The sequence below is a fragment of the Pseudomonas sp. PP3 genome, assembly GCF_905336995.1.
GTDB classification, from domain to species: Bacteria; Pseudomonadota; Gammaproteobacteria; order Pseudomonadales; family Pseudomonadaceae; genus Aquipseudomonas; species Aquipseudomonas reinekei.
The window spans coordinates 4,071,645-4,085,525 of the sequence record NZ_HG995459.1 but is presented as its reverse complement, the minus strand read 5'-3'; the positions used below and the strand labels follow the sequence as shown (position 1 = coordinate 4,085,525).

The following is a 13,881-nucleotide window of genomic DNA, read 5'->3' as shown; positions in this document are numbered from 1 at the left end:
AGAACTCAAGCATATGAACGTAACGATTTTGCATGGCTACAGTGCGTCCAACTCCGGAGACGGTCTGCTCGTGGATCTGGCCATTGCCCTGGTACAGCGAAACTTTGGCGACGACACCGCGATCAGTGTCGTGGCCTCCGATCCAGAGTCCTTCAGCTACTTGCCGCACCCGCGCTTCGACGCGCCGGTGATGGCGGCCAAGGGTTTGGGCCGGGTCAAGCAAGCGGTATTCCTCAACCAGTCCTACGCCGGACTTGCCGATCTGTTGAAGAAAACCGATCTGATAGTCGGCGTCGGCGGCGGCTACATGCGCTCGAAGAGCGCCTTCGAACACATCAAGTTGAAACTCGGTCACGCCAAGCAACTGGAAACCGCGATCCTCAGCAAAGTGCCGTCGGTCTACCTGCCGCAAAGCATTGGCCCGTTCCACGGCGAGAGCAGCAAGATCGTCGAGCATTACGCCAGCGCCGATGCGGTGTTTGTGCGTGACAACAGGTCGTCGGCGATTTTCGATGCCTGCGAAAATGTCTACCGTGCGCCGGATCTGGCGGTCCAGTCCCTGGCGAGCAAAATCCTCCAGCAACCCAAGTTCACCCGCTGCGCTTCGTCGCCGGCCACGGTGTGTGTGGTGCTGCGCAAGCCGCCGGAGTGGAGCAAGGAAAAGAAAGTCGCTTATGTGGCCAACTTGAAGTTGCTGCTACAGCGCTTGAAGAACAAGAGCAAAGTGGTTTGCGCGGTGCAAAGCGCGGTGCGCGGTAACGATGACGGCGCTTTCTACCGCGAGCTGGGCATTACCGAAGACCTGTTGCCGTTGAAGGCGACGCTGGCCAAATATCAGCCGGACCTGGTGATTTCCGTGCGCCTGCATGGCGCCATCGAATCGCTGCTCTCCGGCGTCCCGGCGTACCACATCAGCTACGAGCGCAAAGGCTTCGGCGCCTATCAGGACATGGGCGTGGAAGACTGGGTGATCAACGGCGGCGACATTGATGTCGATACCATTATCAACACGGTCTACGCACCGAACGCACTGTCCGGTTTCGGCAAACGTCTGACCGACACCTGTCGCGAGATCGAAGCGAAAACCGTGGCCATGGACGACATCATCAAAGGTGTCGTTCGATGATATTTCGGCTGTTGCTTCGCGGCGGTGCATTAGGCGCGAAGTTTTTGCTGGTGTTGGCCATCACCCATTACCTGGGCTATGAAGCGCTGGGCTTTTATGGCGTGGTGGTCGCGGCTTCGTTGATCGCTTCAAAGTTCTACAGCGTCGGGTTCAGTTCCGAGATCAATCGGTTGATCAGCGTGGGAGGGACTTCGCGGCGGGTGGTCGACAAGGTTTTGCTGCTGTATCTCGCGGTAGGGTTAGTACTGTCGGTGGTGACGGTGCTGATTTACTCGCTGTTCCAGCAAGTCGAAGCAACGACTGCGCTGATCCTCTGCGTGACGCTGGTTCTGCTGACCGAACACCTGTCTTTCGAAATCAATTCCTTCGTGTTTTCCGCGCAGAAAGCCACGGCGGGTGCGCTGCTGTTTTTCGTCAAGACCGGCCTTTGGGCGGTGTTGGCGGTGGGCGGGATGATGCTGGGCTGGGTGTCCGGGATTGCCAGCGTATTGTGGCTCTGGGTAGCCGCCAACGTGCTGGTGATCATCGCCGGTTACCTGATTGTGGTGAACGTGCATAAAGGCCGGGAGACCGGCTCGCTGGCCACGGCCACCGTGTGGAAAGCCGGGTTGCCGTTCTATCTCGGCACCGGGTTGATCGCGTTGAGTCAGTATGCCGAGCGCTTTCTGATCATCGATCTGGAACCCTACGCCAGCCTCGGTAAATACGTGTACGCATGGTCAGCGGCGAACACCTTGCAAGCGTTGTCCTACGCGGTGGTGGCGGTGGTTGGAATTCCGGTGCTGGCCAAGCGTTTTCAGGCGGATCAACAGCCGTTCACGGTCCGGCAGTTGTTCGTCAACAAATGGGTCATGCGCTCGCTGGTGGTGTCTGCCGCGGTGGCGGTGCTGATTTATCTGTTTTTCAATGTTGTCCTTGATTACGTTGGCGCGGCAGTGCCGCGGCCGGACAACGCCATCCTCGGCGTGTTGATATTTTCCTTCGCCCTGCGCGCCATCGGCGACATCGTCTGGGGTGGGTTGATCGCCTCGAAAAACAGTCGGGTGTCATTGGCGAGCGCGGTCATCTGCCTGCTGGTTTCGGTGCCGGTCAGCTACCTGCTGATCAAACACTATTCGATCTACGGTGCTGCCTGGGGCAACGTCTTCGCGATCATTGTGCAGCTCGCTGCGATTGCTCTGCTGACCCGTGTGACCGGCGCGAAAAAGGCTGCTCTGTCATGGGCCTGAAGCTGCCGTGCATCGAGTTTCGCGGCAAGAAACTCGACTCGTCGATTTCGTTTTTGATCCTGTTCACCGGGTTGTTTCTGTCGGTGGCCATGCCACTGTTGGTCCCGCGTGATCCCGGCCCGGATGCCATGACGTTGTGGTCGTCCTATGCGCGCGCCGACAACTGCAACTTCTGGAACCCGTTCTCGCCGGATCGCTCTTCTTATGAGTGCTCGGCATTTCTGTTGCGGCCCACCGGGATCAACCTGACCAATGCCTGGGCCTACGGCATGTTCTGCAATTTTTTCCTCACGGCGATTCCGGTGGTGGTGTTCCGCCGCATGCCGTTGACGATCTTCGGCACCCTGTGTTTGTGGGGCATTGTTCGCTCGTTTTTCCTTGAGAACCTGACCAAGGAAATCATTGTGTCGGTAGCGGTATTGAGCATTTTGCTCAGCTCGCTGACGCACAAATATCGCGGCGGGTTTTTCCTCTCGGCGGTGATCTACGGCGTGCTGATCCGGCCCTACTGGATTCTGTTTTCACTGTCCTGGGTCGGCGTCTGCGTGATGAAGAAGTACGTCTCGCGCTTCACTTTCTTCCTGATGCTGTTCCTGTTCTACCTGGCGGTCGCCATGGCGATCCAGGTGGCGCTCGGGTTTCCGGTGTCGTCGATTCGCGCCAGTAACAACGAACTGCGAACGGCGGGTGAGGAGGGGTCGAAGTCGTTGATCGTCTCGTGGCTCAGCGGCAGCGATTTTGTCTCGCAGGCCCTGGACTCGATGATCATCTTCTTCCGGCTGTCGTTTCCCGTGGAGCTGATCCTGCTGTCCGGACCGGGCCAGGTGATCTTCGTGGCGTTGATGATCATGACCGCGTTGCTGCTGTTCAAAGTCATCACCTCGACCGATTACAAAGGCGCACCGATCCAGACCAAACCCAAGGAACTGATCGCGATTCCGCTGGCGTTTTTGCTGGTGCAAGGCTTGTTCGAACCGGATTTCGGCTCCTTCGCCCGGCACTTTTCCATGGTGGTGCCGGTGCTGTTTGTCGGCCTGGGATTGATGCTGCGGGCCAACAAACCCGTGCAGGTTGAATCAAGAATATTGAATTGAGGCAGGTGCTTTATGTCGAGCAAAAAAAAGTCCCTGGAGATAGAAACCCTGCGTGGCCTGGCGTGCCTGTTGCTGGTGCTCTACCACGTCATCGGCCCGTTGGACGGCGGTTTGAAAATTGACCTGGGCTCGCCGTTCCGGGTGATCGCCGACTCGATGGTGTACGTGCGCATGCCGCTGTTCACCTTCATCTCGGGCTACATTTATTCGATCTACAAAATCCGTGGCAATGACTTCTCAACGTTCTTCAGCGGCAAGGTGCGACGGTTGATCGTGCCGCTGTTTTGCGTGGGCGTGCCGTTTTCCGTATTGCAAGCGGTTGGTCCGGGGGTGAACAAGGACGTCGGGGTGATCGACGCGTTGTTGTCGTTCTGGGTGCCGATCAACCACTTCTGGTTCCTGCAGGCGGTGTTCATTATTTTCATGTTCGTCGGCTTGCTGGAGTGGCGCGGATTGCTTCGATCGGCGACGCGCTTGTACCTGTTGTTTGCCTTTGCGGCGGTGGTGTTCCTGCTGCCGCCGTTCAAGGTCGATGCGTTCGGCATCAACGGCGCGATCTACCTGCTGCCGTTCTTTGTGGCGGGGATGATTGGCCAGGAAAACGTCGACGCATTGAAGCAGCGGTTCAAGGTAATCGGTCCGCTGTTGTTCGTGGTGATCTCGCTGACGCTGCTGTACGTGGCGGCGGTGGATCGCGAGCTGATCGTCGACCGTCGCAGCCTGATCGGTTTGACGGTGGGCTGCGTGTCCTGCATCGCGTTGCTGTCCAGTGACATGCGCTCGAAGTGGTTGACCTGGCTGGGCGGCTACTCCTATGCGATCTTCCTGTTCCATGTACTGTTCGCGGCCACTTCGCGGTTTGTCCTGGGGCGGTTGGGCGTGAAGGATGAAAGCCTTCTGGTGTTCGGGGGCGTGGCCTGTGGTTTGCTCGGGCCGGTGGTGTTGTCGTTGATGTTCAGTCGGTTCAACTTCACCTCCGTGCTGTTTCTCGGTGAACGCGCAGCGAGCAAAAAAGCCCCGGCGAACATCGCTCCGGTGGCGCAGACTTGATGATTGTCCGAGTGAAGGAAGCAGCGCATGTTGGCAGTTGATGACGTCCAGCCTGTTGCGGCGTCGGTGGTCGAGGTAGGTGACGCCCGCGAGCGTTTTGCTCAGTGGCGTGAAGGCAAGGCAGGCAAGGTTCTGTCGATCTCGGTGATCGGCGACAGCTACAGCGCCGGGCAGGATTTCTATCTGAATAAACTGGTGCAGCGCGTGTCCGGGGAGGTCGGATTTGCCGGCCCGGGCTACGTCGGCTTCAACCACGGTGCGGCCCTTGGCGGTACGCATTTCAAGTACACCCGCAGCAGCGAAAAGTATTTTGGCGGCGACTGGCAGGTGTCCGGCCTCGGCCAGGCCAGCCCTGACAGCCGCACGGTGACGGGGCGCTCCGGCGCCTGGCTGCAGATCGATGCCAGCCCGACACCGTCCATCAACACCGCTGTTACCCAGGCAAAACTGCTTTACCTCGGCAACGGCGAGCCCAGCGAGATTCGCTATCGCTGGACGCCATCGCAAGACTGGCGACCCTTGACGCTCGGCGGCTCGGGTGTGCAGGAAGTGCCGTTGCCCGACGCATCACAGGCAGCGGACTGGGCGTTCAGGCTGGAGGTGGTGAAAGGTGCACCGACTCTGTTCGGCCTGTGGATGAGCAACGATCAGGGCGGCGTGCGGGTTTCCAAACTGGCGGCGTCTGGCGCAGCGTCCGCTGACTTCTACCACAGCGACAGCCGCTGGCAGACGCAGTGGAAAGCGGCGGTATCGAAGATCCCTGCGGATATCTATCTGATCATGCTCGGTGGCAACGATCAGGGCTTCGGCGTGAAGCCCGAGCAGTATCTGAAGAACGTTCAAGGCCTGGTGGGGATGATTCGCGAGATCCAGCCGGCGGCGAGCGTCAACCTGATCCTGCGTCAGGAAACCACACGCTCCAGTGCCTATCCGATGTCGGCGTATGCGCAGGTGTTGGAGCCATGGGCGCGCGCGGAGCACCTGGGTTACGCTGATCTGCAGTGCGCGTTCGGCAGCGACGTCAAACGCTACGCCGCCTCCATGATCGGTCCGGACAAGATTCATCCGGTTCCGGCCACGGGTGGACGGCTGATTGCCGATTACTTCTATCGCTGGATGGTGGGCGGGCAAGAGCGCTGCGATTGGGGCTTGAAGTAGACGCTGCCGCAGTGTTTAGCGTTTCTCGAAGGAGTCCAGGTGACTTAGCAACTCTGCGGTCTTGAGCGGCATCAATTGTGTCGCGCAACGGGTTTCCACATTGATGATGATGGCCGGGTCGTTGCAGCAAATGCGCACCCGGAACCGCCAGTCGCTGAAAATCACTTTGAGACCATCGCGGTCATCCACTTCCAGTGCCTGCTCGCCATAGAGCTTTTTCAAGTGGGCGAGGAGAGGGTAGGGGTCGCGCAGCGGGCGGCGGATGTCGCCTGATGAGGGAAACATGCCGATCCGCTCCACCAACAGCGTGGTGCCCAACCATGGCTCGTTCGCGCTGGGTAGCGGCTGATGGCGGGACAACCAGGTCATCACGCCGAGGTTGCCCACCTCCAGTTCAATGTCTGCCGAGTGTTTTGCATTGTTCATGATGGCCTGCCTGAGTGAAAAGTGGGCGTGGTTGTGCGTGCAGCGATGAGTCAGGGTGGGTCGTCAAAGGCCCTTGAGGTACACGTTGTCGTAGCAGAAATTGGTCGCCTCGAGATAACCCTCGGCGCCGCCGCAATCGAAGCGCATGCCTTTGAATTTGTAGGCCAGCACGCAACCGTTCTGCGCCTGTTTCATCAGTGCGTCGGTGATCTGGATTTCCCCACCTTTGCCAGGTTGGGTGTCGGCGATCAGATCAAAAATATCCGGCGTCAGGATGTAGCGGCCGATGATCGCCAGGTTGGATGGCGCGTCTTGCGGGCTGGGTTTTTCCACCATGTTGTTGACCCGGTAGATGCCTTCGGAGATCAGCTCGCCAGCGATCACGCCGTACTTGTGGGTCTGGTCGTGTGGCACTTCCTGAATGGCCACGATCGAGCAGCGGAATTTCTTGTAGAGCTGGATCATTTGCGTGAGCACGCCGTCACCTTGCAGGTTCAGGCACAGGTCATCGGCCAGCGCCACGGCGAAGGGCTCATCACCGATCAGCGGGCGGCCACTGAGAATCGCGTGACCCAGGCCCTTCATCTCGACCTGACGGGTATAGGAGAAGGTGCAGGTGTCGATGAGTTCGCGGGTGCCAGCGAGGAATTTCTCTTTCTCGGTGCCACGAATCTGGTGCTCAAGTTCATAGCTGATGTCGAAGTGGTCTTCCAGTGCACGCTTGCCCCGACCGGTCACGATTGCCATGTGTTGCAGGCCGGCGTCCCGAGCTTCTTCAACGGCGTACTCGATCAACGGCTTGTTGACGATCGGCAGCATTTCCTTGGGCATGGCTTTAGTGGCCGGCAAGAAACGCGTGCCGTAGCCGGCAGCGGGGAACAAACATTTACGAATCATAAAAGTATCCTGGACAGTCACGGCACACCATTAACGGCTGCGCGCAATAACAAGTGATTGCAAGTTCAATGATTATTGAAGGAGTACTTTAATACCCGAGTCGGGTTGTTAATGGCAATTAGCAGTGCGCGCAGAATGCGCCAATGTTATGAGATGTCGGTTTGATAGTTGTTAGTTATTTTTAGTCGGTATCTGTTGATAGTGAGGAAAGCATCGGAGTGCTAATAAGTACCGGGCAATACAGTTTGACCTGCAAAAATATTTATTGCCAGTCGTTGAACTAAATTTGTTTTAGGTTGTTGTCGCCCTTGTTTGTGTGGTTCACCACGCATCTTTAATACATGGGGCTTGACACGCTACTGAGTACTTATCTCTCTATGGACCGCACCATGAAAATTCTGGTAACGGGTGGAGCCGGATATATCGGCTCGCACACCACACTCGCGCTGCTCGAAGCAGGCTATGAAGTTGTAGTGCTGGATAATCTTTGCAACAGCTCCGATGCGGCCTTGCATGCGGTGCAAGCCATATGCGGCAAGAGTGCACTGATGATTCGCGGCGATGTGTGCGACCGGGCTTTGCTGGACCGGATTTTTCGTGAGCACGCCGTTGATGCGGTCCTGCATTTTGCCGGGCTCAAGGCGGTGGGTGAGAGCGTGCGCAAGCCGCTTGAGTATTACGAGACCAATGTCAGCGGCAGCATCACGCTGTGCCAGGCGATGGCCGCTGCCGGGGTGTTCCGTCTGGTGTTCAGCTCGTCGGCCACGGTCTATGGCGCGCCGGAGCAGATGCCGATCCGCGAAGACTTCCCGACAGGCAATCCAACCAACCCTTATGGCCAATCGAAGCTGATCGTCGAAAACGTGCTGCGCGACCTGAGCCTCGCTGAGCCGCGCTGGAGCATCGCCCTGTTGCGTTACTTCAACCCGATCGGCGCTCACGACAGTGGTCACATGGGTGAAGACCCCAACGGTATTCCCAATAACCTGGTGCCTTATATCAGCCAGGTGGCGGTCGGCAGCCTGCAGGAGTTGTCGATCTTCGGCGACGATTACCCCACGGTCGACGGCACTGGCGTACGTGACTACATCCACGTCGTGGACCTGGCGGACGGGCACCTCAAGGCATTGCAGTCCATCGCCGGGCGCACCGGCATCCATACCTGGAATCTCGGTACGGGCGATGGCTACAGCGTGATGCAAGTGCTGCGGGCTTTCGAAGAGGCGAGTGGCCAACCGGTGCCGTTTCGCGTGATGCCGCGTCGTTCGGGTGATGTTGCCCAGAGCTGGGCCGACCCTTCCAAGGCCGCGAAAGAACTGGGCTGGAAGGCGACGCGCAATTTGCAGGAAATGATGACCGACACCTGGCGCTGGCAATCGAATCATCCCAAGGGTTATCTCGGATGATGTCGTTTTGGCCTAATGTTATTTCCAGTCAGGTTGTTAGATAACGTCGGGAAAATACACTGGAAATGCCTTTTGCATGTCCGTAGATATAAACCTGCCGTTTGACGTTTATCAGTCAGGTAGGACTGTGAATGAATGACGGATCTTGTTCGCACTTTTCGCGACTTGAACTCTACCAACTCTAACGGAACATCCGGTTTTAATCGGGTCGAATGTTAGAAAGGAGTTGATATGAAAAAAGTGATGGCGATTGCCTTGTTGACGATGTTCAGCAACTGGGCTGCCGCAGCTGAAACGCCGCTGACCGCGGTGACCAATGTAGGTGGCAGTGTAGCGGCTTCTCAAGCCCCTGCAGCCAGTACTGCAATGGTTGCCAGTGCAATAGCGGCGTCCAATAGCGGTGGCAGTGCCAACGGCGGTACCACCGGTACGACCGGTACCACCGGTACCACCGGCACGCATAACTAACAGAAGTTCTTGTTAGTGCAGTACAGGGTCGCCCGACGCAAGTCGGGTGACTTCTTTTTAGATTCGCCCTTGAATAGCGTAGTGCCATTATGACTCGTAGTTTTTCTCTTTTAATGTTGGCAAGTCTCGCTTTACAAGGTTGCATGTTTTCCCCCGGCCAATACCTGAGCACCAGTGATATCACCCGCCAAGGGGCCAGTGAAAGCAGCCGGGTCGAGCTGATCCCGATTACTCCCAAGCTGATTTCCACCACCCGCGCCACGCAAAAGCGTGAGTCGCTGCCGGCGGAGTTGTTGGCGACTCCACCCGAGTACCGCATCGGTAACAACGATGTCTTGTACATCACGGTCTGGGATCACCCTGAGCTGACAGCCCCGTCCGGCGCGCAACAACAGATCGATGCCAACGGCCGACTGGTGCGCTCCGACGGCACGCTGTATTACCCGTACATCAAGGAAGTCCAGGCTGCCGGGCGTACGATCCAGCAACTGCGCGCAGACATCGAGCAACGGCTGTCGGCCTTCATCGCCGAGCCGCAGGTAGATGTCGCGGTGCTGCGTTTCGCCAGTCAGAAAGTCGTGGTGACCGGCGCCGTGGCCAAGGGCGGTCCGCAAGCGATTTCCACCAATCCACTGAGCGTGGTCGAGGCCCTCGGTTCCGCCGGAATCGATACCAACAACGCTGACTTGTCCGGCCTGACGCTGACGCGCAACGGCCGGGTGTATCCGCTCAATCTCGACTCGCTCAACCAGCAGGATTCCGAGTTGCAGGGCGTCTATCTCAAGGGTGGCGATCAGTTGTATCTGCCGTACAACGACAACAAGCGCATCTACGTCATGGGTGAGGTCAACCAGCCGCGCGCATTGAGCTTCAAGACCGCCACCATGAACCTGTCCGATGTGCTCGGCTCGGTTGGCGGCTTGAGCCAGACCACTTCCAACGGCAACGCTGTGTACGTCATCCGCGGGGTCGAAAACCTGGACGTGGAGCCGGCCAAGATCTACCAATTGAACGCTGAATCGCCGACCGCCATGGCGCTCGCCACGCACTTCGAAGTGCGCCCTCAGGACGTTGTCTATGTCGGGCCTGCCAATGTGACTCGCTGGAACCGCTTCATCAGCCAATTGGTGCCATCGGCGTCGATTGTCGGTACGGGTGCTTCCGCTGCGAAGAACTGGAGCGAATACAGTAACAACAGCAAATAAGGTCGCCGACTGTGAACACGTTGAAAGTTGGCGTCTGCCTGAGTGCGGCCCTGTTGTTGTGTGGCTGCAATCCGCTGATGAGCGCTTCGTTGAACAACCTCAAATCGGCGGTGATCGGACCGGATGAGGTGGACGTGACCCCGGCGCAGGTGGCCGAGGTCAACTATCCGCAGATCAAACTGACCACGCCGACCGGCTCCGGGGTGTTGGCGCTGGTGCGCGAGCGTGAAGACCTGCAGTTCTGGGTCGCCTCCGGCAAACAAGTGCTGCTGCTGCGCGATGGCCTTGCCGTGCGCAGCATTGGCCTGGGCCTGGAGGGTGACCTGGACGGCACGCGTCTATCGGATACCTCACCGTTCAAGCAAGGCCTTCATCAAGTCGCCGATGGCTACACCTCCCGGCGCTGGATCGATCTCTACAAGGGCCAGGAAGTGGGGGTGATCGTTAACAGTCGCTTCTCCCGAAAATCCATGGACACCTTGACCATTCTCAACAAGGAATACAGCGTGCTGCGTGTCGATGAGCAGATTGATGCCCCGGCCATCGGCCTGCGGGCGACCAATCGTTATTGGGTCGATCCCGTCGACGGTTTCATTGTGCAGAGCGAGCAACAGCTGACGTCGCAGTTGCGCGTCAGGATCGTGCAACTGACCCCCAACCGCAGGCATGTCCCGTGAAGCGCCTGGGAACGCTATCGGCGTGTTTACTGCTGATCACCAGCTTCAGTCAGGCCGCTGTCACTGTCAGCGGTGACGTCGCCAACCCCGGGCCGGTCGAGTTGCCGGCCGGCGGGCGCTTGCTCGATGTGATCAGCGTGGCCGTGCCCAATGCCGAAGGGTATTGGCTGGCGGGTGTCTTGTTGCGTCAGTCGTTGCTGGAAGAGCAGGCGCGGCTCAAGGCGGGTGTGTTGTTTGATCTGGACGTACTGCAGCGCATGGCTTTGCTCTTCGACAAACCAAGCCGTGCAGCACTGGCACTGCGTTTGTCTGAGCAAGTGCGGCAGATGCCGGTCACCGGGCGTCAGATCGCCAATCTTGATCCGGTCGCGTTGGAAGTCGGCTTCGCGCGCAACATTCGTCTCGACGATGGCGATCGCCTGATTTACCCGAAACGTGTCGATGAAGTCGAAGTGCTCGGTGCTGTCGCGCAAACCTGCCACTTGCCCTATCAGCCGTTACTGGAGGCTCGCGAGTATCTGCAAGGTTGCATGCCGCTGGACGATGCCGAGGCCGATTACCTGTGGCTGATTCAGCCCGACGGTGGGGTCCGGCGGGTCGGTATTGCGCACTGGAATCGCCAGAGCGGTCACTTTCCCGTTGCCGGCAGCAAGATTCTGGTGCCAGTGAAAAATGATGATCTTGATCCGCCTCTCCCTGAACTGAATCAGCAGTTGGCCGAATTTATTGCCACGCAGCTGGCTGAGGTGGTTCGTTGAATTTACGTTTTGCAGCCGTATTGTTATTACCGTGTGGTCTGGTCCATGCAGAACCACGCATTACTCAGAATGACTTTGGTGGCGCTGGCTTGTGGCAAACGCCGACGGCGCGGATGTTGCCGGCCGGTGAGTTGAGCGTGAATGCCAATCGCACCGATCCCTACAGCCGATACAGCGTGTCCCTCCAGCCGTTTGAATGGCTGGAAGGGTCGTTCCGCTATACCGCCATCACCAACCGCCCTTATGGCCCCGACTCGCTGAGTGGCAGCCAGAGCTACAAGGACAAGGCGGTCGACCTCAAAGCCCGACTCTGGGAAGAAAGCCATTGGGCGCCGGAAGTGGCGCTGGGCTTTCGAGACATCGGTGGTACGGGTCTGTTCTCCAGTGAGTTTGTGGTCGCCAACAAGCGCTATGACAATTTCGATTTCAGTGCCGGTATTGCCTGGGGTTACATCGGCAATCGCGGCGACTTCGACAACCCGCTGGGCGAGCTCGCTGACCGCTACAATACCCGGCCCGAGAGCGAAGGTACCGGCGACGTCAACGCCGGGTCGTACTTTCGCGGCAAGCCTTCGCTGTTCGGCGGCGTGAGTTACCAGACGCCATGGGATCGGCTCAGCCTGAAACTCGAATACGAAGGCAACGATTACAAGCACGAACCGAAGGACAACGAGATCAAGCAGGATTCGCCGATCAACCTCGGCGCGGTCTTCAAACTGACCGATTCGATCGACGTCAGCGCGGCGTGGGAGCGCGGCAACACCGCCATGTTCGGTGTCACCTTCCACACCAACTTCGTCAGCCGCAAAGCACCGGCAAAAAACTTCGACCCACCGGCCGAACCGTTGCCGGCTAAAAAGCCGAGCACGGAAATGGAGCAGGTCAATTGGGCCGATGTGTCCCGACGCCTGCAGCAAAATGCCGGCTACAAGGTCGAGCGCATCAGCCAGCGCGGGTCGGAGTTGTTCGTCTATGGCGAACAGCAGCGCTATTTCCATTCGGCCAAAGCGGTGGGGCGCGCGAGCCGGATTCTGGACAACAGTGTCAACGACGATATCGACTGGTTCACCGTGGTGAACAAGCGTTACGACCTGCCGCTGGAAGAGACCAGCGTGCCGCGACAAACCTTCCGTGAAGTGATCAACAACGAGGAGCCATTGCAATCGCTGCACCGCACCACCGAGGTCAATCCGGCGATGCCGCACAATGAAAAAACCCTCTACACCGAAGCCGCTCAGCCATTCAGCTATGGCGTCGGGCTGGGCTTCAAGCAGAACGTCGGCGGCCCGGATGGCTTGCTCTATCAATTCAGTGCCGACGCGGACGCCGAGTACCGCTTCAACCGCAACACCTGGTGGAACGGATTGCTCAGTGCCAATCTGGCGAACAACTTTGACAAGTTCACCTATGACGCTCCCAGCGGCTTGCCCCGTGTGCGCACGGATTTGCGTCAATACCTGACAACCTCCGAAGTGACCATGCCGTTGTTCCAGGTCAGTCACGCCGAGCAGTTGGATAAAGACCTGTACGGCATGGTTTACGGCGGCTATCTGGAGTCGATGTTCGCCGGGGTAGGGGGCGAGGTGCTGTTTCGCCCGACCGGCCAGCGCTGGTCGCTGGGTGCTGACCTGAACTACGTCCGCCAGCGCGAATTCGATCAGGGTTTCGGTCTGCGAGATTATTCGATCGTCACGGGTCACATCACCGGCTACACCGACTTGCCGTTCGATACGCTTGCGGCGGTCAGCGTCGGTCGTTACCTGGCGGGTGACTGGGGCGGCACGCTGGATATTTCGCGGGAGTTTTCCAACGGCGTGCGATTTGGCGCCTGGGCGACGATCACCACCGCCAGCGGCAACGAGTATGGCGAAGGTAGTTTCGACAAAGGCATCTACCTGTCCATCCCGTTCGACGAGTTGATGAGCATGTCGACCATGCGCCGCGCCAACCTCGTCTGGTCGCCACTGACCCGGGACGGCGGTGCGCGACTCAACCGCAGCTATCAGTTGCACTCCATGACCGACAGCCGCGACGACGACATGTTCTACCGCAACTTCGAGAAGATCACCGAGTAACCCTGTAGGAGCGAGCTTGCTCGCGATGGCGTCGGCCCACCAAACATGGATGCCAGCTGACCCACCGCTATCGCGAGCAAGCTTGCTCCTACAATTGCTCGTCGGTGACATAGCCATCGACCCCCACCCAAATCCCCTGTAGGAGCGAGCTTGCTCGCGATGGCGTCGGCCCACCAAACATGGATGCCAGCTGACCCACCGCGCTATCGCGAGCAAGCTTGCTCCTACAATTGCTCGTCGGTGACATAGCCATCGATCCTCACCCAAATCCCCTGTAGGAGCGAGCTTGAACTGGCCTAATGATTTTGGACA

13 protein-coding genes are annotated in these 13,881 nt (G+C 58.4%); 11 read left to right on the top strand and 2 right to left on the bottom strand.

What is annotated here, in order from left to right; all coding sequences use genetic code 11:
- The first annotated feature begins 13 nt into the window (after nucleotides 1-13).
- From KHO07_RS18665 to KHO07_RS18645, 5 genes are read left to right on the top strand one after another with little or no spacing between them, the layout of a single operon-like run.
- Complete coding sequence (locus KHO07_RS18665; RefSeq protein WP_075945967.1) at nucleotides 14-1,126, top strand: polysaccharide pyruvyl transferase family protein; 1,113 nt, start codon at nucleotides 14-16, stop codon at nucleotides 1,124-1,126.
- Complete coding sequence (locus tag KHO07_RS18660) at nucleotides 1,123-2,355, top strand: polysaccharide biosynthesis C-terminal domain-containing protein (RefSeq protein WP_212625170.1); 1,233 nt, start codon at nucleotides 1,123-1,125, stop codon at nucleotides 2,353-2,355. The genes KHO07_RS18665 and KHO07_RS18660 overlap by 4 nt, the downstream gene beginning before the upstream one ends.
- Entirely contained in the window at nucleotides 2,346-3,449 is a 1,104-nt protein-coding gene (locus KHO07_RS18655; RefSeq protein ID WP_150733315.1) for a hypothetical protein, read from the top strand. Before KHO07_RS18660 ends, KHO07_RS18655 begins: the two co-directional genes overlap by 10 nt.
- Nucleotides 3,450-3,461: 12 nt before the next feature.
- The gene (locus tag KHO07_RS18650) at nucleotides 3,462-4,499 is read left to right on the top strand and encodes an acyltransferase (RefSeq protein ID WP_212625169.1); all 1,038 of its coding nucleotides are present in this window, start codon (nucleotides 3,462-3,464) and stop codon (nucleotides 4,497-4,499) included.
- A 27-nt stretch (nucleotides 4,500-4,526) separates the two neighbouring features.
- Complete coding sequence (locus KHO07_RS18645) at nucleotides 4,527-5,657, top strand: SGNH/GDSL hydrolase family protein (protein WP_212625168.1); 1,131 nt, start codon at nucleotides 4,527-4,529, stop codon at nucleotides 5,655-5,657.
- A gap of 15 nt (nucleotides 5,658-5,672) precedes the next feature.
- Here KHO07_RS18645 and KHO07_RS18640 read toward each other — a convergent pair whose 3' ends face one another.
- On the bottom strand, nucleotides 5,673-6,083 hold the full coding sequence (locus KHO07_RS18640; RefSeq protein ID WP_212625167.1) for a mannose-1-phosphate guanylyltransferase: 411 nt from the start codon (nucleotides 6,081-6,083) through the stop codon (nucleotides 5,673-5,675).
- Between the two features lie 63 nt (nucleotides 6,084-6,146).
- On the bottom strand, nucleotides 6,147-6,980 hold the full coding sequence (gene galU / locus KHO07_RS18635) for a UTP--glucose-1-phosphate uridylyltransferase GalU (RefSeq protein WP_075945961.1): 834 nt from the start codon (nucleotides 6,978-6,980) through the stop codon (nucleotides 6,147-6,149).
- A 389-nt stretch (nucleotides 6,981-7,369) separates the two neighbouring features.
- Here galU and galE point away from each other — a divergent pair, with 389 nt between their 5' ends.
- From galE to KHO07_RS18605, 6 genes are all read left to right on the top strand, one after another.
- On the top strand, nucleotides 7,370-8,386 hold the full coding sequence (gene galE, locus KHO07_RS18630; protein ID WP_212625166.1) for a UDP-glucose 4-epimerase GalE: 1,017 nt from the start codon (nucleotides 7,370-7,372) through the stop codon (nucleotides 8,384-8,386).
- 231 nt (nucleotides 8,387-8,617) lie between these two features.
- Nucleotides 8,618-8,854 (top strand): hypothetical protein, encoded by a 237-nt coding sequence (locus tag KHO07_RS18625; protein WP_150733320.1) that lies wholly within the window; start codon nucleotides 8,618-8,620, stop codon nucleotides 8,852-8,854.
- Between the two features lie 143 nt (nucleotides 8,855-8,997).
- The gene (locus KHO07_RS18620; RefSeq protein WP_150733321.1) at nucleotides 8,998-10,059 is read left to right on the top strand and encodes a polysaccharide biosynthesis/export family protein; all 1,062 of its coding nucleotides are present in this window, start codon (nucleotides 8,998-9,000) and stop codon (nucleotides 10,057-10,059) included.
- A gap of 11 nt (nucleotides 10,060-10,070) precedes the next feature.
- Nucleotides 10,071-10,736: a YjbF family lipoprotein gene (locus tag KHO07_RS18615; RefSeq protein ID WP_150701141.1), complete on the top strand. Its 666-nt coding sequence runs from the start codon at nucleotides 10,071-10,073 to the stop codon at nucleotides 10,734-10,736.
- Nucleotides 10,733-11,494 carry a capsule biosynthesis GfcC family protein gene (locus tag KHO07_RS18610; protein WP_212625165.1) on the top strand — a complete coding sequence of 254 codons (762 nt, stop codon included), beginning with the start codon at nucleotides 10,733-10,735 and terminating at the stop codon, nucleotides 11,492-11,494. The genes KHO07_RS18615 and KHO07_RS18610 overlap by 4 nt, the downstream gene beginning before the upstream one ends.
- Complete coding sequence (locus KHO07_RS18605) at nucleotides 11,491-13,569, top strand: YjbH domain-containing protein (protein ID WP_212625164.1); 2,079 nt, start codon at nucleotides 11,491-11,493, stop codon at nucleotides 13,567-13,569. The genes KHO07_RS18610 and KHO07_RS18605 overlap by 4 nt, the downstream gene beginning before the upstream one ends.
- The last annotated feature ends 312 nt before the right edge of the window (nucleotides 13,570-13,881 follow it).